The organism is Rhizobium sp. CNPSo 3670 (assembly GCF_057784555.1).
Genome location: NZ_JBXSOL010000012.1, coordinates 1 through 24,754, shown reverse-complemented (window position 1 = coordinate 24,754; position 24,754 = coordinate 1). Strand labels below are relative to the sequence as shown.

The following is a 24,754-nucleotide window of genomic DNA, read 5'->3' as shown; positions in this document are numbered from 1 at the left end:
CGTGGCGGGATGGCGGGGTCAGGGATCGCGCCAGCGACCGCCGGCGGCGGCGAATGGGGGAGCCGATTTTCTGGTGATGGCCGCAGGCCGGCGCCTGAAAATTGGGGGAACCGCTCGTCCTTGAGGCCGCCATTCCGCCACGGCACAATTGGTCTCTCTGAGCAGACATTTCCGGTTCCGTATGGCACCCAAAATGCCGGCTGCGGGCTCGATGCCCGCCGCCGGCTTCCCAATTGGGCCGTTTGGCCCCGCGTCGCGGCGGGGCCTTGCCCGGGTCTCAGTCCCGGTTGGGGCGGGACCAGATCAGCTGGTAACCGTCCTCGCCTTCGACTTCGGTGAGGGTCGCGTAGATCGGGGCGGGGAAGCTCGGGTCGTCCAGCTTGACCGAGAGGTAGTCGCGGTCCGTCTCGGTGGAGCGCTTCTGCCAGGCGGCGCCAAGCTCGACGTTGCCGGCGTAGATGCGGTAGTGCGGTCCCTTGTCGGAGGGGTTCTCGACGCGGGCGATGCGGGCCTTGACGTTGAGGGCAAGCGTGCGGATCGAGCCGTTGAAGCCGTTTTCGGTGGAGGTGAAGTTGCCGATGGTTGCCATTGTCATGTTCCTTTCGTTTGTTTCGGGCCGCGCCCTTCGCGGCCTCGATGGCTGTCGCAAGGATCGGGGACGATCGGACCGCACCCATAGGGCCGGAACAACGTGGAGGGCGGCAAGTCGCAATTTTGTTAGTTGGCGAGGAATGACGGCGACCTGGGGTCCCACTCGACCTGTCGAGTGGGGTGGGTTCCGGCAGGGGTCAGAAAATTGCGGCAAGCCGTTGCGGGAGGACGATCGAGGCGAAGCCGCTCTCCGATCAGACATGCCTCATCGAGCCCGCGGAGGACGCGCGCGTAATTGCGGTGGGAGGAACATGATGATGGCGACACACGTCACCGCACTGCCGTACTGGAACATTCGCGACGGGAAGCCCGTTACCTGGTCTCCACATCAAAGCATCCACGTGGACGCGACAATCAGGTCGACCGGGCAGTTGCGTCCGATCATCAACCCGATATCGTGAGCGCGCGATTCGTCGCCTGGAGGAATTATGCGTCAGCAGACAAAGCCGTTTATCGTCGAAATCAAGCAATCCCGAAAACTCAAAGGCCCCGACTGCAAGGCTTCGATCTGGGGCAAGCTGGACCTTACACCTGATCAGGCCGCACCAACCGGTACTGAACCTGGAGAGCTGCCGGCCGCTGGCGGCGACAACGACCGACCCTGATTTCCGCTAGGCTGCCGCCCGCTCGTCGGCTTCCTCTGGCTGGAAATCGTGCAGGAAGGTGACCGCGCGCTGCGCATGAGCCGCCGCCTGAAAAATCGCCCGCTTGTCCTCGGTGAGCACCTTGAGCCACGAGGAGAGGTAGGAAGCATGATCGGGCCGCGGCTCCAGTTCCGGCGCGACGCCAAGGTCGGCGCAGAGGAAGCAACTGCCGAGTTCTGCGATCAACTCCTCCCGCGCCCGTTCGGACCGGTCCTTGTGGTAACGGCTGAGATCGCGGTTCAGCCGATGCGAAGCGCCAACCCAATGCGTCGCCTCGTGACTCAGCGTCGCGTAGTAGCTGGCCGCGTCCTTGAAGCTCTCGAACGGGGGCATTTGGATGTGGTCGCTGGACGGGGCAAAGAAGGCCTGGTTTCCTCCGTGGCGGATGACCGCGCCAGTGTTGCGGAAGAAGCGATCGGCGGCCTCGATCCGCGTGACGAGATCGGAAATCGGCGGCGGCCGGTGAAAAAAATGTTCTGGCAAACCGTCGATTTGCTCGACATTGAACACCGTGTAGGCCTTCAGGAACGGGATCTCCCGGTCGATCTCACCGCCATTGTCGTCAGCCTCGGTCTTGGTGAAACGACTGGCAAAGACGACAGTCGAGCCGGTTTCTCCCTTGCGAACCGCCGCGCCAAGCTCCAGGGCCTGTTTGAACGTCATCCACATAGGTGACGAGAACCCGCGCGCCATACCTTCCGACCAGAGCAGCAGAACGTTCATGCCCGAGTAGGGCAGTCCGTTGTGCCTGAGTGGGCGCGTTATCCGACCCTGCGTGTTGCGGTCGTGCCAGGGCTTCATCCATGGTTTCACGCCACGGGCGAGGTCCTCGACAATCCGATCCGTAATCCGGCTGTAGATATCCGCGCGGTGTGTTTCCTCTTTCCTGCTCATTTTCCGATACCTCTATTTTTGAGGCCGCGCCCATCGCGGCCGTCACGGCGGTCCAGAAGACCGGGACGCGAGGGACGGCGCACGCGGACGCGCCGGAACGTCAGTGGAGGAGGGCGGAGCCCTTGCGGCTTAAATCCCGACCCGGCAGGACCGAGCTGGGCGGCCGGGGTGGCGCGGTTCGTTGAACACCTCCTTCTCCCCCGACATACGAAAGGGCCGGCTCCGAAGCGCCGGCCCTCCACTAAAAGGGGAAAATAGGCGGGGCCGACGTCCCGCCACGTTTCCGGTCAGTCGAAGGCGGCCAACTGTGCGGCAGCTGCCTTGCGGTCGAGCGACTGGCCGGGATTGTCGACCGGACGATCGAAGGGCTTCCATGCCTCGCCGACGACGTGTTCGTAGGCGGCAACCGCACCTTCTGCGGCCATTCGGACCGAATAAGCCTGTGTGCCCATGTCGGCGGCGAATTCTCGTTTGCGCTGTGCGGCGCTGTCGTAGCCGACCGGACCATCGAGATCCTCGTCGCGCCGGTCATTGGCGGCCTTGGCGGTGGCGTCGCGCGCCTCGGTGACGGCTCGGGAGTAGAATTGCCCGGCGCCGTGGGCGGATCCGACAAAGGCGCCGACGATGCGCTGGAGATGGATCTGCATCGCCCGTTCGCCGAGCCCTTCGGAAAGACTGCCGGCTGTTTCGACGATCAGGCGCTCGTGCAGATCACGGATCCCGTCGCCGTCGATCACGGCCGTCCCGAAGCTTTCGGCGATGAGCATCGCCTGGGCGGTGTCGGGGCATGTGAGCCGGACCATCTCGATTGTAGCGCCCTTTCGAAGTTGCACGACGCGGGCGGACTGGCGGGATTGGGTTGCAGGCTTAGCCATGGGTTCGTCCTTTCAAGGTTTCCTCCGAAGCGGTTCCGGCCTTTGCCGGTCTGCCCTTCGGTGCGGTCGAAAGAAACCGGCGGAAGACGAGCGTTTCAGGGTCCGGACGTACCAGGACGAGCGAAGCCGGGATGCGTGTCAGCAGGTCATCCTGACCTCGCGCAGCACGCGGGCCTGCTTTGCCGAGGACGGTGCGGTCCGGCCGCCACGCGGCGCGGAACGCGGCCTTGAAACGAACGGCCGCCGGTTTAGGCCGCAACAAAACAGAAGGGCAGCCCGGCAAGGAACGGGGCCGACGCGACGGAACCATCAAATAGGGAAGCCTTCAGGCGGATTCGGCTTACCAACAATCCGGCGGAGATCCGCTGCTCAGAAGTCGGGATCAAGGGGTTAATCCTGCGTACAGAGTTCGTGCGCAAGCGTTAATCCGGCGAGATCAGGGTCCGGCAACTCGGGCCGATGCCCCAATCCGAATGACCATGGCGACGGGGACTCGGCAGGTAGTAGGAGTGAAGCGAGGATGGTCCGCGCGGATTGCGGAGGTGCCGCAATGTGTGGCGTGGGCCCATCTAGGTGCGGCTGAGCGCCTCCCACGATCCTTAAAGCGAGAGCGAGATCCGCACCGCGCATCGCAGTGGGCGACGGGCAGTCATGGATCTCCAGAATTAAGAATTCAGCAAGGGGATCGTTCCTAGTTGTGGGAGAGTGGCGGGAGACAAAGGTTCACCCGATGCTCGAGGGTGTCGTCAAGAGCGACGCGGGCCGCTTCACTTGATCGCCGCCGCGGTGAGGGCGGCTCACGATCGCACGGGGACAGAGGGTCGATGGCTGATTTTTCGATTGTTAACGGGGGCCTCGCTGTCGGCAAATGCTGTTCCAGAGCAAGGCTGGCACTCCTCAGTTTGGTTCGATGCCGGGCAGGCAGTATCCCTATCATGACGGTCGCTCTTTTCACCCCAATGGTCTTGATGGCGGGCGGCGCAATCGATCTTGTGGCGCAGGAACGGCTCCGTGTTGCCCTACAGAATGCGATTGACCGCGGGGTTCTTGCGGCAGCGTCTCTCAACCAGGCACAAGATGCCGTCCCGCTCGTCAAAAGCTTCGTCGTCCAGGCGCCTGACGCCCAAAACGCAGTCGTCACCATTACGCAAGACAAAAAAACGAACTATCGAAAGGTAACTGCGACTGCCACGTTCCCGTACCAGACGACATTCCTACGGCTTGCTTCGATCGACGAACTTCCGGTCACGGCAACTGCGTCGGCAACGCAATCGCGAGACAATATCGAGTTGTCGCTGGTGCTCGATATATCGGGATCGATGCTCGACAATGGCGGGATGGTTCAGCTGAAACCGGCAGCAAAGAGCTTCCTGGCACAAGTGCTCAAGGATGACGCCAAAGACTTCACCTCCGTCAATCTCATACCATTTTCCGGAGGCGTGAATATCGGTGACAAGGTCTTCGATTATCTGGCCGGTCCGGCTTACACTAGGCGCCACACGAAATCGTCTTGCTTTGAAATGCTCGCGTCAGATTTCACGGCCGGTATGCCGAAGTGGCCGGCTCGCGACCAATACCCTCATTTTACATTCTGGAACTTCAAGGTCAAAGGTAAGCAGCCCTGGTGGTGCCCAACTGCGGATGCGTCTGCCGCCTACATGACAAACAATTTGAAAGACCTTCAGGCGCGCATCGACAGTTTGCAGCCATATGACGGAACAGGGACGCCATACGCGATGAAATGGGCCGAATTGCTGCTCAACCCATCGATGAAGCCAACCTTGAATGCCATCGCAAACGAAGGTCTCGCGAACGACATACCCGCGAGCTTCCTCGAAAGGCCTGCCGCATTTTCCGATAAAACGACCCTCAAGTTCATCGTGCTGATGACCGATGGGCAGATCGGCGATCAACCTCGCCCACACGATGTGACGACAAACGAAGTCCTCGACAAGAGTATCGCAAAGGACGCTCGCTACCTCTTCAACCAGTCAACCTCGGTGGGCTTCTACGATCAGGTCTGCGCGTATGCGAAAGCAGAGGGGATCACGATCTTCACCATAGCCTTCAAGGTAGATGACGCCACCGCTGCGGGACTTGCGAAATGCGCGACCGATCCGTCTTACGCGTTCAAGGTCGATGGCCTGAACATGGCCCAGGCGTTCCAGTCGATCGCGACCACGCTCCAGAACATCAGGATAACGCAATGATGCGCTGGCGACATCCGCTTGCATCTCTGACTGATAGCTCGGGCGCTGCGGTGATCGAATTCGCTCTCGTCCTGCCCGTCTTCCTGATGCTCATATTCTCGACCCTCGAAGCCGGATGGATGGTCATTGAAGCCACGATGCTCGATCGGGCCCTCGATCTTGCGATCCGTGACATCAGGGTGGCGGCGCCCAACGCGGCGCAAGACCAGGACGAGATTAAGGCCGCGGTCTGTAGCCGGTCATATCTTCTTTTGCGATGTGACACGTCGATCGTCGTGGAAATGACCGACATCTCCTCGCATCCAATCCCATCGTCAAGCACACCTTGCGTCGATCGCCAGGGAAACGTTGCGCCGGTCGTTGCGTTCTCGCCGGGACTCAGGAACTCGGTCATGTACGTAAGAGCCTGTTATACGAGCGATCCTATCACCCCGGTGCTTGGATTGATGCTCAATATGCCAAGAAATGGCGCTGGAGAATTTTTTCTCTCGTCCTCGTCAGCCTTTGTGAATGAGCCTGGCGCTTCATGACCATGTCCGTGTTGAAAAAGCTGCTTGGCAATAAGTCGGGTGTTGCAGGTGTGGAATTTGCCCTTATCGCACCCGTGCTGATATTGCTGTTCACGGGAAGCGTGGTTTTGGCGCTCTTGTTTCGAGACGCGAAAACGGCTGAGCGGGCGACATCAATCGTATCAGATCTTACCTCTCGCAAAACGACCGTCGACGCTGCCTATTTGAACCAGACGTTCGAGCTCTTTCGTGGCGTCGTCGACCGGCCAAAGGAGAGCCTCAAGTTTCGAATTTCGAGCGTGCGGAAGACATCGAGCGGTTTTGCGGTCGATTGGTCCTACTCTGTCGCCATGCCAGCGCTCCAGGCGAGTGATCTCGGCTCGCACGCGTTGCCCATGATCTCCGACAATGACACGTTCATCGTCACGGAAACCTCGGTGAATTCATCGCCGATCTTCGGATATCCAAGTTTGCAGGTCTCAAATTTCGATAATTGGATGACGGAGAGGCCGCGTTTTACCGCCGCCATTGTCAGAACGAATTAAGTTCGAACATGCAGAGAATAAATGAGCTGTCCTAACTATCCGGCAAACAGCACCAATTGGACGTCAGTGGCAGTGGCGCGCCGTTTCATGACAGAGGGAGCCGACCCGGGCGAGATCGTAGAGCAAGAACACAGAGATGTGCTTTCTCCCTGAGCTTCTATAAATGATGAAAAGAAACCGCCGCCGGCAGCGAGGCGGCGGCGGGTTTGTCGATCGGAGATCACAAGACGCGTCTATTCTGCCGCGATGGGGTAGCCAGGCTCCTCGTCATCCGCAGCTTCATCACCAGGCTTGCCATGAAAGTCATCAGCGTTCCCACGATCAGTATCGAGGTCCAGCAGATCGCTGTCGCTGGCGGCCTCGCCGGCGATAGGGGCGTGCTCATTCGTCGATGGAGCATCGCCGCAGTTGTTCAAGAATTCGCCATGCTTGATTAGATCGGAGACGTCCTTCGGATCAGGCGAGAAACGGGCCGCCGGATGTACGAACTGGGCCTCCTTGAAGTGTTCGACGAGCGCCGCTCGGGTTTCCCGCACCCTTGAACGGAGATGAACATTCGCCGCCTTAGCCGTCGCTTCGAGCGCCTGCCGCGACAGGCATAGAAGGAAATCCTCCGTACCCATGTGCGGCAAGAAGCCGTCGGCGCCGATCGCCTCACCGGCGATGCGCGAAATGACGCCACTATTTGAGATATTGCGTCTGCACGACAGGACCTCGATCAGAATAGACCGGGCGACGATGCGGAGTGTGGTCATGTCAAATGACAGCTTGCCGTCGTCGGAAAAGAGACGCGCTGCGTGGCGTTGCATGCGCTTCGTCCCCAATAAGTGGTAATTGGCGTCGGAATCGACGCGCACATTTAGCCCAGCGAAGGCGAGCACGAGCAGGGCCATCAGCATGTCATCCTCGATCGGCGCCCGGCCGAGCGCCTCGTGCAGCGCGTCGGTGCGGAAATCGCCGATCATGTCCTGGCCAGTCTGCGTGACATCGGGACGCGTCTTAGCGACACCCGTCGGCTCGTCATCGGCTCCAGTCGAGCTGCCTGACGAGCCCGTGTGTCCGTTCGGCTTCCTGGGTTCCGGCATCCGGTAGTGAACCGACTGCACCTTACCCTCGCGATCGAGATAGAGGGCGGTGCTGTCACCCTTGCCGGGCTTGCCGTGGACACGCTCCGCTTTCTTGGGCAGATCCGGCTGGCCATAGCCATTGACGTCGACGACAACGCCCTTCTTCGGCAGATTGTTGGTCATCCATTCCTGCTGTGCGCCCAGGAAGGCTTCGACATTGGTGGTGTATCGGCTGTCCTGATCGGCCGGCGCGAAGAGATCTTCGACCCACTCGATGCCGTAGGCTTCGCGCAGATCGTCGCCGAAGCTGGCATCCTTGGCGTACATCCGTTTCTTGGAAAGCGCGTTGGCGACCGACCACCAGGACGCGGTGTCTCCCTTCTTCGGCTTGTTCGCCTTCCAGACTTCCTTCTGCTCATCGATGCTTGCCGCCGCGATCGTGCGGAGCTGCTGCTCCGACGGCATGTCGCCAAGGGCAATCTGGTCGAGCATGGCCGGCAGCACGCCGGCGAGGAGGCGCAGCTTCTTGATTTGCCTGACGGGCAATGCCAGCGCGCTTGCGATCGCCTCCTCGGTCCAGTCGAGCGCGACGAGGCGTTCGATACCCCGCCATTGATCGACCGGGTTGAGCGGCTCGCGCGCGATATTCTCGACCATCGACCGCATCGCGCCATTGTCGTTGGCAGCCTCGACCACAATCACGTCGATGTCTTCGAGGCCTGCTGCGACGGCCTGGCGGCGGCGGCGATGACCCGCCTCGATGATGAGGCCGTTGCCACCATCGCGCTCCGGGAAGACGACGGGCGGCTGGATGATACCGACAGCCTTGATCGTTGCCAGCAGCAGGGCGTCGGCCTGGGACGTCGATTTAGACTGGCGCGTGTTGTCGGGATTGTCCTTGAGCGTGCGCGGATCGACCTTCATGACATACATCGGATGCTCCTTTTCGGGGATTTTGGGACGCGGCCCCTGCCGGCCCTTCCTGTCTTCGTTCTTTCCCGAAGACATCTCCCGGACCGCGGAGCAGGCGGCCGGGTGCAACTGCTGTCGAGCATCGCTGCTGCGAAGGACGAGCGGGGCGAGAGCCGTGCGAAGGACGAGTGGCCGCGATGCGGAGACGGCGGTTGAGCGCCAGCGGCAACCGGCGGACTGATCTGCGACCCGATTCCCTTCTTCTTTTCCCGCCCTTGATTGCCTCGACCTGCAGGCAACACATGCCGTCGTTGGACAAAGGATACAGATGAAATTCATTGTGCCGGCCGCGTTGCCGAGACGCGGATCGCCATGAAAATGGACGACAACGGTAATGCTTTGGTATATACTCAATATAGCAAAACAGGAGTTTGCGATGTCGACCAAAGCCATTTTCACGATGAAACTGGAACCGGAACTGCGCGATACGTTCATGGCCGAAGCCGCCGCGGATGACCGACCAGCGGCCCAGGTCCTGCGCGAGCTGATGCGCGAATATATCAACCGTCGCCAGCAGGCGCGACAGTACGATGATTACTTGCGTCGCAAGGTGGAGATCGCACGTGCGCAGCGTGATGCGGGCATGCATGTCTCCAATGACGAAGTGGAAGCCGAAGCAACGGCTCGCCGCGGGGAGCTCCGACGCCGGATCAATGAGGCGGATCTGTGAAAGTCCGATGGATTGCAGCGGCCCGACAGGATCGAGCCGATATAGTCGATTACATCGCAGTCGAGAATCCGCGTGCGGCGCTCAAGATGGACGAGCTGTTCAGTGAGGCGGCCGGCAAACTCGGCGATTTCCCGATGCTCGGCCGTATGGGAAAGATCCCCGGCACACGTGAATTCATCCCGCATGAAAGTTACCGGCTTGTCTACGAAGTGGACGAACCAGAAAACACCGTATGGATAATGGCGCTCGTGCATACTGCTCGCCAATGGCCGCCGACCGGGGACGAATAATCGCCTTGTTTAACTGAGGTGCTTGCGGAGGCTTAGGCAAAAAAAATGGGCCGCCAATCCGCGGCCCTTAGGTATGAAGGTGATTAAAACCTCCAGAGGGGAACAGCTGCTGCGGCGGCGCTGGGAGGAAAACCGCCATGTGCATCAGCTACGTGCACTATGCTCGATTTTTGACCAGACGGAAAACATTTATTGTGCAATGCAGCTATGCATATGCTGCACCGCACCCATTCCCGCGATTTTCTTGATTATCGCTATGCCTGCCCTCACGCAGCCTGCGCGGCTGGCTCGGCATCATTGCGCGCCTCCGCGGCAAGGGCTGCATCGACATCGCGAAGCTGGCGGCGCTTCTCGGCAAGTTCTTCGGCGAAGGCGAAGACGCCGCCCTCGCGTGAGCGATAGGAAGCGAGCCGTCGCTGCGCCTCCTGCAGACGTTGGCGATAGCGATCCTGCTCTCCCTCGAAACCACCGAGCGCGTGTTCCAGCCGAGAGATGGCGCCGAGCGGCGTTACCGTGATGGCGAGATCGATCTCTTGAGTTGCGCCGGTCCGCTGAAGCATCGTCGCGTAACGATAGCCGTCACCCTTGCCGAAGCGTTCGCCCTCGAACACGAGATCGAAGCCACCGATCGCGGCAAGAACGACTTCACCCTCCTGCTGCAGTTGAACCAGCGTCAGGATTTCCCGCATCAGCGCCCGGCCGGCGTCTTTTCGTTCCTCGAAGGACCTGTTCGTCACAGTCATGGCAAAGGCATCGCCGGCGGTCGGGGTAAGGCGCTTGATGTCCTGTCCGATCTCGGCGATGCGCCGGGTCGATGTCTCGATATCGCGCTCGGCATCGCGGATCTGCCGGCGAACGGCGAACTGGTCGTCATCGTGGGCAGCGCGCAACCTGTCGAGGCGAGCGATATCGGCTTCCAGTCCAGCCTTCTGCATCAAGCGTTCGTCGCCCGAGGCGATCGCCTTTGCCATGGCGAACTGATTGGCCGCACCTTCACCAAGATCTTCGAGGCGGCGGATCGAGGTATCGCCGGAGAGTGCTGCGGCGATGAAGCGGGCCTTGCGCTCATTGTTCTGCCACATCGAGGCGTCCAAGGATCCCTCGGTTGCGTAGGCGAAGATATCGACGACGTCATGCTGGTTGCCCTGCCGTACGATGCGGCCCTCACGTTGCTCGATATGCGAGGGCAACCACGGCACGTCGAGGTGATGGAGCGCCTTCAGCCTGAGTTGCGCGTTGACGCCGGTGCCCATGGTTTCCGACGATCCGATCAGGAACCGAATCCGACCGGCGCGGACGTCGGCAAACAGGCGCTGCTTGGCCTCAGTCTTCTTGTAATCCTGCATGAAGGCGATTTGGTTGCCCGGCACGCCGAGACGGACCAACTCGTCGCGGATCCAACGATAGGCGGACCAGCCGCGGGTTTTCTCGACATTGATCGTTCCGAGATCGGAGAAGATCATTTGCGCGGCGCCAGGCAGGTCGAAGGCCTTGCCGTCCGGACGGAGATAGGTGTTTTCCGCTGTCTCCTGCCAAATGCGGAAGGCGTTGCGAACCAGGAGATTGAGCTTGTTGTCCTCCTCATTATTGTTGGCAGGAACAACAAGCCGGAGATCGATCGCTGCATGACGGCCATCGGTGATGACCGAGAGCAGGATATCGTCGCCGGGTTCGGCCGGTCCCTCGCGCATCTCGATCGCCTTGATGCGCGCGTCGAGGATCTGCTGATAGACTTTGAAAGCGGGCGTCGGCTTGGCAGTGAGGATTTGCCGGAGGCCGGTGGAGATATCAGGAACCTTGACGTACTCCCTGAGGTCCGCGGGCAAAACCACGTCCGCAAAGCTGCGGAACATGGCTATCAGTTCCGGAACATTGACGAAGGACGCAAACCGGCTGACCGGCTTGTATTTGCCGGAGGGCTGGATCTCGAGCTCTGTGACCGTGTCGCCAAAGCAGGATGCCCAGGCGTCGAACTCGTGCAGCCCGCGCTCGTGCAGGGCCTCACGCCCGAGCAGTCGCTGGATCGAGAACATTTCGCCGAGCGTGTTGGTGATCGGCGTGCCGGATGCCAGTACCAAAGCGCGACCCGGATTTTTGCTCTCGATGAACCTCGATTTGACCCAGAGGTCCCAGGCGCGCTGCGACCCGTTCGGGTCGATACCCTTGAGCGTCGACGTGTTGGTCGCGAAGGACAGCTTGCGGAACTCCTGCGCCTCGTCGACGACGATCTGGTCGACGCCGATTTCGGAGATCGTCAGCAGATCGTCCTTGCGGGTGGAGAGCGATTCCAGCCGCTCCTTCAGCCCCTCCTTCAAGCGCTCGAGGCGCTTGCGCGAGACACGGTCGGCACTATCGACCTTGGTCAGAAGGTCCTCGTAGAGCTGCAACTCATCCTGGATCATTTCCTGTTCGAACGCGGACGGGACGGCGATGAACCTGAAGGCAGAATGGGTGATGATGATCGCGTCCCAGGTCGCCGTGGCGGCGCGGGAAAGGAACCTTGCCCGCTTGTCCTTGGTGAAGTTGGTTTCATCGGCGACGAGGATGCGGGCGTTCGGATAGATGGCGAGAAACTCACGCGCCGCCTGCGCCAGGCAATGGCCGGGAACGACGAGCATCGCCTTTGCGATCAGCCCGAGCCGCCGCTGCTCCATGATGGCGGCAGCCATCGTCATAGTCTTGCCGGCGCCGACGGCATGCGCAAGATAGGTGGACCCCGAGGAGATGATCCGCCAGATACCGCGTTTCTGGTGCCCATAAAGAACAAAGGCGCCAGAGGCGCCGGGAAGTTTGAGATGGGAACCGTCGAACTTTCGCGGTGCGATGTTGTTGAAGCGGTCGTTGTAGACCCGCGCCAGCCGGTCGGTACGATCCGGGTCGGTCCAGACCCAGTTCTGGAAGGCCGTTTTGATCTTCTGCAGCTTGTCGCGGGCGGCTTCGGTGTCGACCACATTCAACACCCGGCGCTCGCCACCGGCGTCCTTAAAGACGTCGAAGATCTGCGGGACACGGCTGTTCAGCGCGTCGGCGAGCAGCTCGCCGGCATGCCGGCGGCTCGTGCCCCATTCGGATGTGCCGGCCGCGCTGTAACCAAGCTGCCGCGCCTCGACTGTCCATGAGCCGAGTTCGGGCATGTGATGGATCGTGATGTCGGCGCCCATCAACTCTTTGGCGAAGCTGACGACATCGGCGGCGGGAATCCAGGGAGCGCCGAGGCGTGCGGTGATGTCGGACGGACTAAGGTCGGCCGGCTGCACCGCCTGCAGTGCGCGAACATTGCGCTCGAAGGCGGGATCGAGTGCCGCCGCCGCTTCAGCCATAGCAAGCTTCATGCGAACCGGACCGGAGAGATAAGCATCGGCGGTCTGCCACGCACCGGAGGCCGGGTGCTGGAAGACGGTGTCGCCGAGTTCTTCGACAACGGCCGCTACGTCGCGGTGCAAGAGTTCGGCGATGTGCTCGAGGTCAACGCGACCGTGCTCGTTCAACACGACCGCCAGCGCATCCACCGCGGATGTGATGACAGGCGGGGCAGGGGGCGAGATGACCCGTTCGGAAAAGATCGGACCGGGCTTTGCCGTGTCCGTTTCAAGGTCATAGTCCTCAATCGAGGCGACCAGCCAGCAATCCGGATCGTCGCGGAAGGGCTGGAGGTTTGGCTGGCGGTGCGTTTCGCGCACTTCCCCGGTTTCGGGATTCTCGGCGATTGAGACGGTCGTGTGGTTGATCGGCCCGAAGTCCCGAACGAAGCTTGACCAGGCGATCCGAAGACGTACCTGCAGATCGCGCCACGGGCGGTCCAGTTCCTGGGTCTTGAGGATCTCGCGGACGGCATCGCGGATCGGGATCAGCTTCCGGATAATTCGGACATGCTTATCCGAAATTCCCTCGCCGCTACGCGCCTTGCGCACCTTGATCAGAATTGGCTCGCCGTCGACCACCTGCATCAGGCGGCCATGCCTGACATTGATGAAGAAGCTGCCCTCGCGAACCTTTGTGTTGTCGGGGCGGAGATCGACGATCTCACCAAGCTCGTCCTCCAGATCGACATCGATGGCGGTGGGCTCGCCGTCATAAAGGTCTTCCGGAAGGAGAGCGATGGCTGCATTGAGCACCGTCGCGAGATCCTCGGCGGTGCGAGGCCGGCAGGTATAGGTCTCGCCGAAAGGACCCGAAGTGAGAGCGTGATCGCCGACCACGAACTCCGGATGCTCGGCGAACCAGCGGTTCACGCGGATCGCTCCCTCATCGTCGGTCGCCGGACGGACCTGCTGCAGGTCGAGCCAGGAGAGATCCCCTTCCGGCTCTCCTGGCTTGCGCTTTCGGAAGAACAGGATGTCGACCACCACATCCGTGCCGGCATCGCGGCGGAAGCTGCCTTCGGGCAGACGGATCGCCGCAATAAGGTCAGCGGTTTTGGCAATGTGCTCACGTCCAACGCTATCGACCTTGTCCATCGTGCCGGCGCTGGTGACGAAGGCGGCAAGCCCGCCCGGTTTCAGAAGATCGATCGACCGGGCAATGAAATAGTCATGCAGCCGCAGACCGAGCGAACGATATTGCCGGTCGGAGCGAACCGCTCGATCCGAGAAGGGCGGATTGCCGACAGTAAGATCGTAGATCGCATTGAGATCCGTGCGCGCGAAGTCGCCATTGATGATGCGTGCCTTTGGCTGCAGCAGTTTCACGATGCGCGCCGTGACGGGATCGAGCTCGATTCCGGTGACATAGCTCGTCTCGCGGTATTCTTTCGGCATCAGTGCCGGGAACAGGCCCGTTCCGATCCCCGGCTCCAATACGCGGCCGCCGCGCCAGCCGAGCCGCTGCAATCCAGTCCAGATCGCCCGAATGATGAACTCGGGGGTGAAATGGGCATACTGCGTGCAGCGGGCAAGCGACGCATAGTCTCCTTCGCTGACGGCCGACTCCAGCGAGCTGCCGAGATCGTCCCAACCGTCACGGAATTCGACTTCGCCCGGTCGGCGAAACATGCCATTCGCCAGCTCGCCGGCACCGAAACCCGTGAAGCGGATCAGCCTCGCCTGCGCGGCTGGGGTCGCCGGCAAATCCAACTTCTCGAGTTCGTATGCCGTGAGGATGGCCGTGACATTGATGCGCGCTCGTTCCTTCCAGTTCGCGGCGAGATCGCGATCGCCATCATCGAGATAGAAGTTGGAGCGTTGGCCCTGTTTGCGCGGCGCCTGCGGCTTTGCAGCCGGCAAAGCATGCGCAGGCGCAGGAGAGGGGGGAGTGGGGTCTGGCTCGTCGTCATTGGCGGCAAAGTCGCCGAACGCCGTGATACCCAATCCAAGGCCCGAGGAAAGAGCGCTGCTGCCGAACATGTCGAGGGTAAAGGGATCATTGCTCATCGAAAAAACTCCTATGAGAAGGCACGCGTCATCGCCCTGCCGATCGAGGGCAGTTGGCGGGCGCGAATGATTGGAGGGCCTGTCCTGCAGGCAGGTGGATCGACTGCGATCAGCCGAGCGTGCTTGCACCCGGCGCCGAGATTCAGGCTGCGACTTGAGCGGGGAGATAACGGAGATGCACCGGCAGCTTGGCGGCGATCTCGTGATCGGTGAGATCCTCCAGGATCCTCAGCGTGCTGCCGGCCTGGCCGCCGAAAAAGGCGATCGTGCGCGCGTTCTGCGCAGCTTTCGGCGGCCTGTCGGCATAACCGCGGTATTGGTCGGCGGTGCTGCTCCAGATGTGCTCGAGGCGCTCCTCGCGCGTCATGGCGCGCACCGGGCGGCTTTCGCGCTCGATGATGGCGACCCGCATCATTTCGACCGACGTCTTGTCAGATAGATCGCAGTAGCCGTGGAAATACCGGATTTGTTCGTCGATCCGGAGCGCGAAGAAGACGCTGGTCACCTGCCCGGTCAAGAACTCGCGCATGGCGAACATCGAGCCACGGATCCAGAGCGGCGGCAGGATTTCGAACATGTAGTCGTGCTCGGTCTCGCCAATCTCGAACCACTCACCGGCATAAAGCGCTGCCGCGTTGCCGTCCCAACGGTTGGGACGCTGGGCATACCGGTCGAACATTCGAAACATCTGCTGGCGGCTTGCGACGCCCTGAAAAACCTTGCGGATTGCGGGAGAGGTATTCATCTGCGGCTCCTTCGGAGGTTTGCGGACCGAAGCGCGACCGTGTCCTTACGACCTTGTCATCCTCTTCAGTCCTTCATGACCCCTTCCGGGCCGCCGGCATCGCGACCGCCGGGGTCAAGGGCCGGCTCCGCCGGGCGAAGCCTCCCTTGACGCTGGGTGGCGCGCATGCGGCACGCCTTTTTCCGTCCCTTCCCTCTTCTCCCTCCCTCTGAGTTTCAGGGTCTCGTTCCAATCCTCTACAGGCGGGCGCAGCCGCATCCAGTCGCAGCCGAGAGTATCGGCGAGCACCCTCAGCCGGTCCGCATAGACGTCGCCCTGGGAGTTAGCGTCCGTCGCTGCCACGAGCTGCACGCCCGGTCGCGCCGCGACATCCCGCAGCGCAGCGGCGGTGGCCGGCGACCATCCGCCGCCGGTGCTAAGATAGAGCGTGCCGTCTCGCAAACCCTCGATGGCCGCAAGGCTCATCGCGTCAATCGCCGCTTCCGTGACTGCGAGGCGCAATGCCGATTGCAACCCGAGCCGGAAAAGGATCTTCGTCCCTCCAGCGGCAAAACCTCGGTATTGCGGACCCCGCGCCTCCCAGCCGGTCACAGCTCCGGCATCGTCGGTGTGAGCTGCCCACACGCTGCCATGCGGTCCCTCTCGGAGCGCATCGTATTGGATCGCTACGCGGATCACCGACGCCGGCAGGCAACGCTCGCCATCGAGATAGCGCCACGTTGCTGAACCATGCCACGGGCGCCGCCGCGCCTGCCATCGATCTGGAAGGAAGACATCATGCTCTCCAAAACTCCTCGGGCTTATCCATTTCGGTTCCGTGACCCCCCACCCGACGATATCCGCTACGATTGCAGCACTTTCGAGAAAACAGACATGTTCGAGATGTCCGACGAGTGCGAATACGTCACCTTTTGCGTCGCTAAGCGGGTCAAACCAGCCGCGCCCCTCGTGGGTGACGATGATGATCTCGCCGCGGCGTCGATATTTTACCGCTCTGCGAGTGCTTTCCTTTAGGTCAACAGCAAAGCCCGCTCGTTCAATAACCGTCCCGCAACTGACCCGCACCCGCAGCTCTTCAATCTCTTTTCTTCTCATTTTAGGTCCCTCATCACCCTTCCTTGCCCGTCGTTTCACGGGCACCAATTAAACCCAGCGAAGAGCAAGGGGTGCAAGGGCGCGGCCGGCAACTGACGAATCTGGCAGTAGATGGGCCACCGGCCGCGGCGAAGCCTCCCTTGCGGCACGCCGCTCGCAAGCGGCAGACGGCGGCTCAGTGAGCCGCCCACGGGAAGAATTCGTGCACGATTGCAAGATCGTCGCCGGCGTCGATCTCGTCAGAAGGAAGAACGCCGTATTCACCGTCGACTTCGAAGACGGTGACCGGGACCATCAGGTCGCGGGAAAGCTGGAAGGCATGGGATTGTGCAAGAGCGAGATCGTGCGACATTTGTAAGGCTCCATCCGGAGCGGGCCAGGACGCCATCCCGAGAGAGCGGGAAAGGATCGGTCGATGGCATACCGATCATGGGCCCCCCAACCCCTCTTGCGTTATGCGCTGGCTACCGACTGTGGCGGTAGTTCGAGTGGGTCAAAACTGGCGCCGCTTGGCGTGCCCTAAATCTTGTTGGAGGATTTGGCCTTCTCGGCAGCATCGATAATGGACGAGACACCGAGGCGTCGAGAAAGGGCGTCCAACTTCTTCTGGATTTCGTGAACAGGCTGCTGCTCGATTTTTGCAATATCGGTGACGCTTCTGCCTTGCGAGATCCACCGGAGGTATATTGCTTCAAGTGGCTTCAAGTTCATGAGTTGGCCATGTTACGTTATAACATATCGCATAATCAAGCTTATGGAACTTTTTTGACCGAGCGACGCAATAATGTCTGATCCCCCTCGCTTACCGCCTCCGAAAGACCGTTGGGCCGCTGTGGCGCGGCCGTTGATGCGCGGCAAACGAAGTCTGTGTGGAGTGTTTTCTTTACGTCGTCCTTGTACTCGCCCTCGATCGCCGAGAGCGCCAACTCTACCGCAATCTCACCAATGTCTTTGGCAGGTTGGGAGATACTGGAAAGTGGCGGTGTCAGGAATTCGGCTATTTCGTCATCGAAGCCCACGACCGAGATGTCCCTCGGCACGTTTAATCCAGCCTGCGCTATCGCCTGGACGGCAGATGCAGCCAAGAGATCTGAGGCGCAGATGATGGCTGTTGGCCGAGGCTCCAGCGACAACAACCTTTTCATCATAAAATAACCAGGTTGAGGAACGTCTCGGTCATCGCTGATATATTTCCCCTCCAAGACATAGCTTTCGGGCGGGGTTATCCCATGCCGCGCGAGCAGACGTATGAAGGCATTTTTCCTGCGTGTTTCAACGATTTCGGCAGCGGGTCCCTCAATCAAGGCGGTGTCGTGTTCCCCCCCAATGTAGCCAAACGTCCGATGGCCAATGTGAATGAGATGATCGATTGCCTTTTGCATACCGGCTTCAGGATCAATCGATATCACAAGACCGCCACGAGCAACCTCCCGCTCGATCTGTACAATCGGCGTACCACTGTTCTTGACAGCGCGCACGTTTGCCGGGTCAGTCGCAGAGCAGAAGATCACTGCGTCGACGCGTTGACCGAGAAGCCGCTGAACCCCCAAAGCCTCGACCTCTCGCTGACCCTGGTTATTGAAGGTCAACACGGAATAACCGTGGCGCACAGCCGCGACCTGCACGACATGCGCGACCGAACTTTGGAACGTATTGATCCGAGATTCACTGAGGACTAGGCCGACGGTATGACTGCGGTTCGTCCGAAGCCCTCTTGCGATGATGTCCGGACTATAGCCGGTCCTCGCTACCGCAGCCTCTACCGCAAGGCGCGTCTTTTCCTTGACATAGCCATTCTTGTAGATGACCCGTGCCACGGTGGCAGGAGAGACGCCGGCTTGCTTGGCAACGTCGCCCATTGTCGGCTTTTCTTTCTTCATTTTTATCCGCCCTCAAGATCGCAAAAATAAAAAAACGAATCTTGCCCTCTTGTCAAATGTTTCTCGATATGGTGACGTCAACATGGTGACGTCACCATGTTGACGTCACCATAGTGATTTTCACTCGTCGGCTAAAAGTAGGGCGGGAGGAAGCCGGCTAGGCAATCGCATGGCCGAATGGAGGGAGGCGGCGCTTTGGGAGTCGCCAATACAAGTTCAACAAACGAGAGGGTGAATGATGATCAATCGCGATAAAGTTACACGACGCTCCGTCCTGAAAATCGGGCTCGCAAGCACGGCGCTGGCCCTAACGATGGGCCACGCTTATGCGCAGTCCAAGGTAACGATCAATTTCTGGGACATGATCTGGGGTGGACCGGAATATGCGGTCGCCGCCCAGGCCCTGGTCGACAAGTACAACAGCGAGAACCCTGATGTGTCTGTTGTGTACCGTTCGCTCTCCTGGTCGAACTGGTACGAGACCTTCGTAACCGCGGTTGCGTCAGGAAGTGCGCCGGATATCTCCACCGGCGGCGGTTTCCAGGCGGTTCAACTTTACGACATGGATGCGATCCTGCCGGTGGACGACGTCGTCAGTCAGATTGGTCAGGATGGCTTCGTCGCAGGTACGCTCGATGCCGTCAACTATCATGGTCACTCCGTAGGCCTGCCGTGGGCGATTGACACACGTGTACTCTTTTACCGCAAGGATCTGCTTGAAGCCGCTGGTGTCGCTGTGCCAACGAACTGGGACGAGTTTCGGGCAGCAGCCAAGGCACTGACGAAAGACGGCAAGTACGGCTTGGTCTCGAGTGGCGATGGCGGCGGAATCCACATTATGCTCTCAATGGCTATCAACAATGGCGGCGGTCTGTTCGACAGTGAGAATCAACCAGCTATCACCGGCGCGCGTACGACCGAAGCCCTACAGTTCCTTTCTGATCTCGTTGCAGACGGCTCCGTCAATCCGGCAAGCGTCGGTTACTCCTTCGATGATGCCCGCGGCGCGTTTTTCCGAGGTGAAGCCGCCTTCTTCTTGGAATCTCCGTTAACACCTCAACTGGCAGACAAGGAAACGCAGGCCAAGATCGGGATTGTTCCGCCGTTGACCTCAAAGCACGGCGACAAAGGCACGCTGCAGTTCGTCAACAGTATCATGGTCTATCGCCAGACACAGCATCCAGAAGAAACCTTTAAGTTCCTTAAGTGGTGGTCGGATAACGCTGGTACGCTCTGGACGAAGGGGCACACCAACAGTCTGCCGGCCCGCACTGCCTTGCTCGACGATCCCTATTTCACGGCAATACCAAGCATTTCCTTCGCACTTAATAACTACGTCCCTGTCGCCAAGACACTGGCTGCTCAGTCGCCAGGTACGTTCCCCGTTCTGAATGCCGTCGATGGTGATGGCTTTCTGCGAACCTTGATTCAGTCAATTTGGCAAGGTCAACCTATCGCTCAGAACGCCGCCAACGCTCAGGCTTATCTGCAGGATCTGGCGAGCAAATGAGCGTTCTTCCTGTCGCCCAAAAACAGGCCTGGCACACGCGTGCCAGGCAGCGGATATCAACCGACATCGCTACGCCGGCCATCTTGTTGACGCCGGCGATCCTGCTGCTTGTTGCAGTCATAGCCTTTCCAATCGTGCAGGGCTTTTACTACAGCTTTACCGACGATTCTCTGCTCAAAGCTGGCAAATTCGTCGCCCTAAGCAACTATACCAAGCTGCTTGGGTTGCCCGCATTCTACAACGCACTTCGGTTTAGCGTGATCTTCGCAATTTTCGGCGTCGTTGGAAGCTATATACTAGGCTTGGCGCTGGCCATGCTGATGCAAAAGAACATGCCCGGGCGCGGCATCTTTCGAGTTCTGCTTCTTCTTCCCTGGATTGTGCCATCGCTCGTGTCGATTGTCGCTTGGCGATGGATGGTTGCAGACGACAAGGCCCTGTTCAACCAAATCCTTGCATTGTTTGGTGGCAACCCGATCTATTTCCTTTCCGATAGCACCTGGACGGTCGCGGTCGTCATCCTGATCAAAATTTGGCGAAGCTTTCCCTTCATGATGCTGTCGTTACTTGCTGCGCTTCAGACTATTGATCGCAGCCTCTACGAAGCAGCGGCCATTGATGGGGCCACGCGCCGTCAAACGTTCCAGTACGTAACTCTGCCTCAGATCAAAAACATCTCGATCGTTCTGTGCCTCCTGCAGATGATCTGGACGGTCAACGATTTCGATACGCCGTGGTTGCTGGCGCAAGGCGGCCCTGCTGGCGCAACCGAGAATCTGGTGGTGCTAGCCTACCGATATACCTTCGCTCGCAACGATGTCGGCATGGGCGCGGCTATTTCCTTCGTCACCCTCGCTATCCTGATGGCGCTGACCCTGTTCCTCCTGCGGCTGCAGCGAAAGGGCTGAGAAATGGAAACCCAAAACAACCCTCTCAAACAATGGCTCCTGACGGCGATCACGGCGACCATCGTCGTCGTACTCAACCTGCCGATCGTGCTGATGGTTTTGAACTCCTTCCAATCGACCGCGCAGATGCTTGCAACGCGCAGGCTCATCCCCGACGTATTCAGCTGGGTGAATTACAGTGCGCTGGCTGGCACTCCTTTTTTTGTCTACCTGCGCAATTCCCTGGTGATTTCTTTCGGGGCTGCCGGGCTTGGCCTGGTAGCGGCGGTTTTGGCAGGATACGCCCTGTCGCGCTATCGCGGCCGCTTCCTTGATGGGTTTTCGACAGCACTCTTTCTCATCCAGATGTTTCCGATCATCCTGGCTCTTATCCCGCTGTTCCTGGTTTTCAAGCCGCTCGGCCTGATCAACTCGCCGTTCTCGGTCATGATCGTTTATGCGGTGATCAACCTTCCCTTCATCACATGGATGAGTCGCAGCTATTTCGACACGATCCCGCGGGACCTCGAGGAAGCGGCAATGATAGACGGCTGTGGGCCGATCGAGGCCTTCCTGCGGATCGTTCTACCTTTGGCCGGCCCCGGGATTGCGGCCTCAGCCATCTTTGCATTTCTGTTCGCCTACAATGAATACTTCATCGCCAATGTGTTCTTGCGAACAGTCGAATCGATGACGCTGCCGGTCGGGATTCAGATGTACATGCAACAGTTCTCCACGGACTGGGGGGGACTAATGGCGGCAGCGACAGCCACGATGCTGCCGACTCTGATCCTCTTCTTCTTCGTCCAAAAATACATCACGCACGGCGCCATCGCCGGTTCTGTGAAAGGCTAATCATGGCTCCGCTCAATCTTCAGTCCGTCACCAAGTCCTATGGACACGTTCAAGTTCTTCACGGCATCGACATCAATATACTTGATGGCGAGTTCGTCATTCTGGTCGGACCATCCGGCTGTGGAAAATCGACCCTCCTGCGCATGATTGCGGGGTTGGAATCCATTACGAGCGGCGACGTCTCGATCGGCGACAGGACAGTCACCCGCTTGGCACCGAAAGACCGCGATATTGCGATGGTTTTCCAATCATATGCGCTCTATCCCCACATGACAGTGGCGGAAAACATGGGTTTCTCGTTGAAGCTTAAACGCCGGCCTAGAACCGAAATCGACGCCGCCGTTCAAAAGGCTGCCGAGATTCTCGACCTGAGCCACTTGCTGCAACGGACTCCGAAGCAACTGTCAGGCGGTCAGCGCCAGCGGGTCGCCATGGGACGCGCGATCGTTCGAGATCCCTCGGTCTTTCTCTTCGACGAACCGCTGTCAAATCTCGACGCCAAGTTGCGCGTTCAGATGAGGACGGAGATCAAGGAGTTGCATCAGCGGCTGAAAACCACGATCGTCTATGTTACTCATGATCAGGTTGAAGCCATGACGATGGCCGACCGTATCGTCGTGATGAACGCCGGTCGCGTCGAACAGGTCGGCGCGCCCCTCACCCTCTACGATGAACCAGCCAACTTGTTCGTCGCCAGCTTCATCGGCTCGCCGAGCATGAATCTGATCAAGGGCGAAATGGCGGACGACGGTCGCTTCCTTTCCGACGGAAAGATCACCCTCTCGGTACCCAACCGCGACACGTTATCCAATCAGCCCGTTGTATTGGGAATTCGTCCCGAGCATCTGGATCTGGCTGAAGCTGGCGATCCAAGCGCATTCGAGGGCGAAGTCATCGTGACCGAACCTACCGGCGCTGAAGTCCTGGTGTCGATACGGTCTGGCGGTGGCGAAATTCTCGCGGTCTTCCGCGATCGTATTGCGCATCGGCCTGGGGATAAGATTTTCGTAAGGCCTCAGGAAGGTAGAATTCACCTGTTCGATCCTCAGAGCGGTCTCAGGATCTAGTCCTCCCCGCCACCGTAGAGGCTGACCGCTTTCCGCAGGGTGCTGTTGCGCCCGTCACAATAGCCGGCGGTCGGCCGATCGCTCCCCTATTTTAAAAATTCGATCACGACGAGAAATGCATGACCGTACTTCATAGCCTTCGCATGCCACCCTTTAATCTCGATGATGATGCCGTTCGGTGGGTCGAGCTTCAGCTGGACCGGCTCACGCTTCAAGAGAAACTTCAACAGCTGTTCGTTCATTTGACTGTTGGTGACGACCGCGAGGCGATTACCGCCCTTCGCCGGCACAAGCCCGGCGGTATCCATCGCTTCGTAGGAGAGCAGGTGGAGGAGGCTTGGAGCGCCACGAAACTGGCGTTGGAGCAGGAAACCGTACCGCTTTTGATTACAGGTGACCTCGAGGCCGGCGGACACGGGCCGCATTCGATGACGCGAATGCCGAACCAGATGGCAATAGCCGCTGCCAACGATCTGGAACTCTCAACCAAGGCAGTAGAAGTACTGGCTCGGGAAGGACGGGCCCTTGGTTTCAACTGGTCCTTTACGCCAGTGATCGATCTCAACAAGAACATCCAAAGTGCAGTCGTTGGGACACGCTCCTACGGCTCGGACCTTGAAAGAATCATCGCACAGGCAACGACGCATATCCGCGTAATGCAGCAGGCCGGCATCGCCGCGACCGTCAAGCATTGGCCCGGGGAAGGCTATGATCAACGCGATCAGCATCTTGTCACGACGATCAATCCTCTCTCCGTCTCTGAGTGGAATGACACCTTCGGCCGCCTCTACAGAGCTACCTTCGACGCCGGTGTGCTGACCGTGATGTCAGCCCATATTGCGTTGCCGAGTTGGGCCGCAAAACTAGGTGTGCCGGATGGCGCTGAGCGCTATCGACCGGCCTCACAATCAAAGGTCCTGAACCTAGATTTGATGCGGGGTGAACTGGGCTTCAATGGTCTTATCGTTTCGGATGCGACCGGGATGGGCGGTTTCGGTGCGTTCCAGAACCGCGAACACGCCGTATCTGACTGCATCGCCGGCGGATGTGACATGTTCCTCTTTTCAGAGGACGTCGACCAGGATCTTGGCTACCTAATCGAAGGCATCCGCAACAACCGTCTGACCGAAGATCGTGTTGAAGATGCCGTTACCCGCGTCCTTGGGCTGAAGGCGGCGCTAGGCCTCCACGTTAAAGGCCGCGACGTCCGGCTGCCCGCATATGAGCAGGCAAGTGCCGCCATTCGCAGCGAGGCCAACCAGGCTGTCGCGCGAGAAGTCGCCGAGCGGGCGGTAACCCTCGTCAAGGACGCCACAGGGATACTGCCAATTTCTGCGCACACACATCGCCGCATTGTCGTGCTTTCGTCCGGAACCCGAGCGCACCCAATTAGTGGAGCGCCAAGGAAACTGACGGCGATCACCAGTGAGCTACAACAACTCGGTTTCGAAGTGCGAGAGTTTGATCCGTCATCGCCGCCCACAATTGCGGATACAGATTTGATTCTGCACATATTGGCGGTAGAATCATCGCTCCTGCTGTCGAGGGTATGGATCGATTGGGTGTCTGATATGGGACTCGATCGCGCTCAGGATCGATCTTGGCACGAAATCCCAACGATCATGGTTTCGTTCGGGCACCCATATCATCTATTCGACGCGCCTCGCGTCCCCGTCTACATCAATGCTTACTCAACCACCGACGATAGTCAGCGTGCGGTGGCGCGCAAGCTCATTGGCCAGAGTCCGTTTACCGGTGAAACCCCGGTCGACCCGTTTTGCTCCCTGCCAGACGCAAGATTTTGAGCGATGATCTTCTGCCGGCATATGACATCATTTCGGTAGGCCGGCATCATCTGACAGCAATTAGAAAGCGCGAAGGAACTAGGTATGGCACTGTACACTGAGATCATATTCATCAAGAGAAAGCCGGGGATGCAGCGGCAAGAATTCCTCGACTACTATAGGGATGTTCATGGACCGCTAATGGTAAAGTTGATGGGCGACAAGGGCCTCGTCT

Annotated in this window: 21 protein-coding genes and 1 pseudogene; 13 read left to right on the top strand and 9 right to left on the bottom strand. The window is 59.5% G+C overall.

Annotation, left to right across the window (positions count from 1 at the left end; all coding sequences use genetic code 11):
- Positions 1 to 277: 277 nt before the first annotated feature.
- Positions 278 to 589, bottom strand: a complete 312-nt coding sequence (locus AC13QO_RS14410; RefSeq protein WP_488540956.1) for a DUF736 domain-containing protein — start codon at positions 587 to 589, stop codon at positions 278 to 280.
- Positions 590 to 1,079: 490 nt separating this feature from the next.
- On the opposite strand from AC13QO_RS14410, the gene AC13QO_RS14405 reads away from it, so the two are divergent.
- Positions 1,080 to 1,256: a hypothetical protein gene (locus tag AC13QO_RS14405; RefSeq protein WP_488540955.1), complete on the top strand. Its 177-nt coding sequence runs from the start codon at positions 1,080 to 1,082 to the stop codon at positions 1,254 to 1,256.
- Positions 1,257 to 1,262: 6 nt separating this feature from the next.
- Here AC13QO_RS14405 and AC13QO_RS14400 read toward each other — a convergent pair whose 3' ends face one another.
- Both AC13QO_RS14400 and AC13QO_RS14395 read right to left on the bottom strand, forming a co-directional pair.
- Entirely contained in the window at positions 1,263 to 2,189 is a 927-nt protein-coding gene (locus AC13QO_RS14400) for an ArdC family protein (RefSeq protein ID WP_488540954.1), read from the bottom strand.
- Between the two features lie 287 nt (positions 2,190 to 2,476).
- Positions 2,477 to 3,064 carry a hypothetical protein gene (locus AC13QO_RS14395; protein WP_488540953.1) on the bottom strand — a complete coding sequence of 196 codons (588 nt, stop codon included), beginning with the start codon at positions 3,062 to 3,064 and terminating at the stop codon, positions 2,477 to 2,479.
- A 327-nt stretch (positions 3,065 to 3,391) separates the two neighbouring features.
- On the opposite strand from AC13QO_RS14395, the pseudogene AC13QO_RS14390 reads away from it, so the two are divergent.
- From AC13QO_RS14390 to AC13QO_RS14375, 4 genes and pseudogenes are all read left to right on the top strand, one after another.
- A pseudogene (locus AC13QO_RS14390) lies at positions 3,392 to 3,490 on the top strand (PhnA domain-containing protein); the annotation flags it as partial.
- A 398-nt stretch (positions 3,491 to 3,888) separates the two neighbouring features.
- Entirely contained in the window at positions 3,889 to 5,274 is a 1,386-nt protein-coding gene (locus AC13QO_RS14385; RefSeq protein WP_488540952.1) for a TadE/TadG family type IV pilus assembly protein, read from the top strand.
- The gene (locus AC13QO_RS14380; protein ID WP_488540951.1) at positions 5,271 to 5,804 is read left to right on the top strand and encodes a TadE/TadG family type IV pilus assembly protein; all 534 of its coding nucleotides are present in this window, start codon (positions 5,271 to 5,273) and stop codon (positions 5,802 to 5,804) included. The genes AC13QO_RS14385 and AC13QO_RS14380 overlap by 4 nt, the downstream gene beginning before the upstream one ends.
- Positions 5,801 to 6,328, top strand: a complete 528-nt coding sequence (locus AC13QO_RS14375; protein WP_488540950.1) for a TadE/TadG family type IV pilus assembly protein — start codon at positions 5,801 to 5,803, stop codon at positions 6,326 to 6,328. Before AC13QO_RS14380 ends, AC13QO_RS14375 begins: the two co-directional genes overlap by 4 nt.
- Before the next feature lie 233 nt (positions 6,329 to 6,561).
- Here AC13QO_RS14375 and AC13QO_RS14370 read toward each other — a convergent pair whose 3' ends face one another.
- A complete protein-coding gene (locus AC13QO_RS14370; protein WP_488540949.1) occupies positions 6,562 to 8,328 on the bottom strand; it encodes a ParB/RepB/Spo0J family partition protein in 1,767 nt (588 codons plus the stop codon).
- A 415-nt stretch (positions 8,329 to 8,743) separates the two neighbouring features.
- Here AC13QO_RS14370 and AC13QO_RS14365 point away from each other — a divergent pair, with 415 nt between their 5' ends.
- Together AC13QO_RS14365 and AC13QO_RS14360 are read left to right on the top strand one after the other, a co-directional pair.
- The gene (locus AC13QO_RS14365; protein ID WP_488540948.1) at positions 8,744 to 9,037 is read left to right on the top strand and encodes a hypothetical protein; all 294 of its coding nucleotides are present in this window, start codon (positions 8,744 to 8,746) and stop codon (positions 9,035 to 9,037) included.
- Complete coding sequence (locus tag AC13QO_RS14360; RefSeq protein WP_488540947.1) at positions 9,034 to 9,327, top strand: type II toxin-antitoxin system RelE/ParE family toxin; 294 nt, start codon at positions 9,034 to 9,036, stop codon at positions 9,325 to 9,327. Before AC13QO_RS14365 ends, AC13QO_RS14360 begins: the two co-directional genes overlap by 4 nt.
- 266 nt (positions 9,328 to 9,593) lie before the next feature.
- Here the strand turns inward: AC13QO_RS14360 and AC13QO_RS14355 are convergent, their stop codons facing one another.
- The 5 genes from AC13QO_RS14355 to AC13QO_RS14335 form a co-directional block, all read right to left on the bottom strand.
- A complete protein-coding gene (locus tag AC13QO_RS14355) occupies positions 9,594 to 14,696 on the bottom strand; it encodes a DEAD/DEAH box helicase family protein (RefSeq protein ID WP_488540946.1) in 5,103 nt (1,700 codons plus the stop codon).
- 142 nt (positions 14,697 to 14,838) lie between these two features.
- Positions 14,839 to 15,441, bottom strand: coding sequence for a DUF1419 domain-containing protein (locus AC13QO_RS14350; RefSeq protein WP_488540945.1), 603 nt, complete (start codon positions 15,439 to 15,441; stop codon positions 14,839 to 14,841).
- 114 nt (positions 15,442 to 15,555) lie between these two features.
- Positions 15,556 to 16,536 carry a DUF3991 and toprim domain-containing protein gene (locus AC13QO_RS14345; protein ID WP_488540944.1) on the bottom strand — a complete coding sequence of 327 codons (981 nt, stop codon included), beginning with the start codon at positions 16,534 to 16,536 and terminating at the stop codon, positions 15,556 to 15,558.
- A gap of 175 nt (positions 16,537 to 16,711) precedes the next feature.
- The gene (locus AC13QO_RS14340; RefSeq protein WP_488540943.1) at positions 16,712 to 16,888 is read right to left on the bottom strand and encodes a hypothetical protein; all 177 of its coding nucleotides are present in this window, start codon (positions 16,886 to 16,888) and stop codon (positions 16,712 to 16,714) included.
- A 400-nt stretch (positions 16,889 to 17,288) separates the two neighbouring features.
- A complete protein-coding gene (locus tag AC13QO_RS14335; protein WP_488540942.1) occupies positions 17,289 to 18,416 on the bottom strand; it encodes a LacI family DNA-binding transcriptional regulator in 1,128 nt (375 codons plus the stop codon).
- Positions 18,417 to 18,651: 235 nt separating this feature from the next.
- Between AC13QO_RS14335 and AC13QO_RS14330 the strand changes: the two genes are divergently transcribed.
- The 6 genes from AC13QO_RS14330 to AC13QO_RS14305 form a co-directional block, all read left to right on the top strand.
- On the top strand, positions 18,652 to 19,926 hold the full coding sequence (locus AC13QO_RS14330; protein WP_488540941.1) for an ABC transporter substrate-binding protein: 1,275 nt from the start codon (positions 18,652 to 18,654) through the stop codon (positions 19,924 to 19,926).
- Entirely contained in the window at positions 19,923 to 20,834 is a 912-nt protein-coding gene (locus tag AC13QO_RS14325; RefSeq protein WP_488540940.1) for a carbohydrate ABC transporter permease, read from the top strand. The genes AC13QO_RS14330 and AC13QO_RS14325 overlap by 4 nt, the downstream gene beginning before the upstream one ends.
- A gap of 3 nt (positions 20,835 to 20,837) precedes the next feature.
- On the top strand, positions 20,838 to 21,668 hold the full coding sequence (locus AC13QO_RS14320) for a carbohydrate ABC transporter permease (RefSeq protein ID WP_488540939.1): 831 nt from the start codon (positions 20,838 to 20,840) through the stop codon (positions 21,666 to 21,668).
- Between the two features lie 2 nt (positions 21,669 to 21,670).
- On the top strand, positions 21,671 to 22,735 hold the full coding sequence (locus AC13QO_RS14315; RefSeq protein WP_488540938.1) for an ABC transporter ATP-binding protein: 1,065 nt from the start codon (positions 21,671 to 21,673) through the stop codon (positions 22,733 to 22,735).
- Between the two features lie 119 nt (positions 22,736 to 22,854).
- The gene (locus AC13QO_RS14310; protein WP_488540937.1) at positions 22,855 to 24,540 is read left to right on the top strand and encodes a glycoside hydrolase family 3 protein; all 1,686 of its coding nucleotides are present in this window, start codon (positions 22,855 to 22,857) and stop codon (positions 24,538 to 24,540) included.
- Between the two features lie 84 nt (positions 24,541 to 24,624).
- A partial coding sequence (locus AC13QO_RS14305) for an EthD domain-containing protein (RefSeq protein ID WP_488541097.1) occupies positions 24,625 to 24,754 on the top strand: 130 nt, incomplete at its 3' end.

Excerpts from the sequence above, each read along its gene's own strand:
- AC13QO_RS14410 (WP_488540956.1), bottom strand. The coding sequence starts at position 589 with ATGGCAACCATCGGCAACTTCACCTCCACCGAAAACGGCTTCAACGGC.
- AC13QO_RS14405 (WP_488540955.1), top strand. The coding sequence starts at position 1,080 with ATGCGTCAGCAGACAAAGCCGTTTATCGTCGAAATCAAGCAATCCCGA.
- AC13QO_RS14400 (WP_488540954.1), bottom strand. The coding sequence starts at position 2,189 with ATGAGCAGGAAAGAGGAAACACACCGCGCGGATATCTACAGCCGGATT.
- AC13QO_RS14395 (WP_488540953.1), bottom strand. The coding sequence starts at position 3,064 with ATGGCTAAGCCTGCAACCCAATCCCGCCAGTCCGCCCGCGTCGTGCAA.
- AC13QO_RS14385 (WP_488540952.1), top strand. The coding sequence starts at position 3,889 with ATGGCTGATTTTTCGATTGTTAACGGGGGCCTCGCTGTCGGCAAATGC.
- AC13QO_RS14380 (WP_488540951.1), top strand. The coding sequence starts at position 5,271 with ATGATGCGCTGGCGACATCCGCTTGCATCTCTGACTGATAGCTCGGGC.
- AC13QO_RS14375 (WP_488540950.1), top strand. The coding sequence starts at position 5,801 with ATGACCATGTCCGTGTTGAAAAAGCTGCTTGGCAATAAGTCGGGTGTT.
- AC13QO_RS14370 (WP_488540949.1), bottom strand. The coding sequence starts at position 8,328 with ATGTATGTCATGAAGGTCGATCCGCGCACGCTCAAGGACAATCCCGAC.
- AC13QO_RS14365 (WP_488540948.1), top strand. The coding sequence starts at position 8,744 with ATGTCGACCAAAGCCATTTTCACGATGAAACTGGAACCGGAACTGCGC.
- AC13QO_RS14355 (WP_488540946.1), bottom strand. The coding sequence starts at position 14,696 with ATGAGCAATGATCCCTTTACCCTCGACATGTTCGGCAGCAGCGCTCTT.
- AC13QO_RS14350 (WP_488540945.1), bottom strand. The coding sequence starts at position 15,441 with ATGAATACCTCTCCCGCAATCCGCAAGGTTTTTCAGGGCGTCGCAAGC.
- AC13QO_RS14345 (WP_488540944.1), bottom strand. The coding sequence starts at position 16,536 with ATGAGAAGAAAAGAGATTGAAGAGCTGCGGGTGCGGGTCAGTTGCGGG.
- AC13QO_RS14340 (WP_488540943.1), bottom strand. The coding sequence starts at position 16,888 with ATGTCGCACGATCTCGCTCTTGCACAATCCCATGCCTTCCAGCTTTCC.
- AC13QO_RS14335 (WP_488540942.1), bottom strand. The coding sequence starts at position 18,416 with ATGAAGAAAGAAAAGCCGACAATGGGCGACGTTGCCAAGCAAGCCGGC.
- AC13QO_RS14330 (WP_488540941.1), top strand. The coding sequence starts at position 18,652 with ATGATGATCAATCGCGATAAAGTTACACGACGCTCCGTCCTGAAAATC.
- AC13QO_RS14325 (WP_488540940.1), top strand. The coding sequence starts at position 19,923 with ATGAGCGTTCTTCCTGTCGCCCAAAAACAGGCCTGGCACACGCGTGCC.
- AC13QO_RS14320 (WP_488540939.1), top strand. The coding sequence starts at position 20,838 with ATGGAAACCCAAAACAACCCTCTCAAACAATGGCTCCTGACGGCGATC.
- AC13QO_RS14315 (WP_488540938.1), top strand. The coding sequence starts at position 21,671 with ATGGCTCCGCTCAATCTTCAGTCCGTCACCAAGTCCTATGGACACGTT.
- AC13QO_RS14310 (WP_488540937.1), top strand. The coding sequence starts at position 22,855 with ATGACCGTACTTCATAGCCTTCGCATGCCACCCTTTAATCTCGATGAT.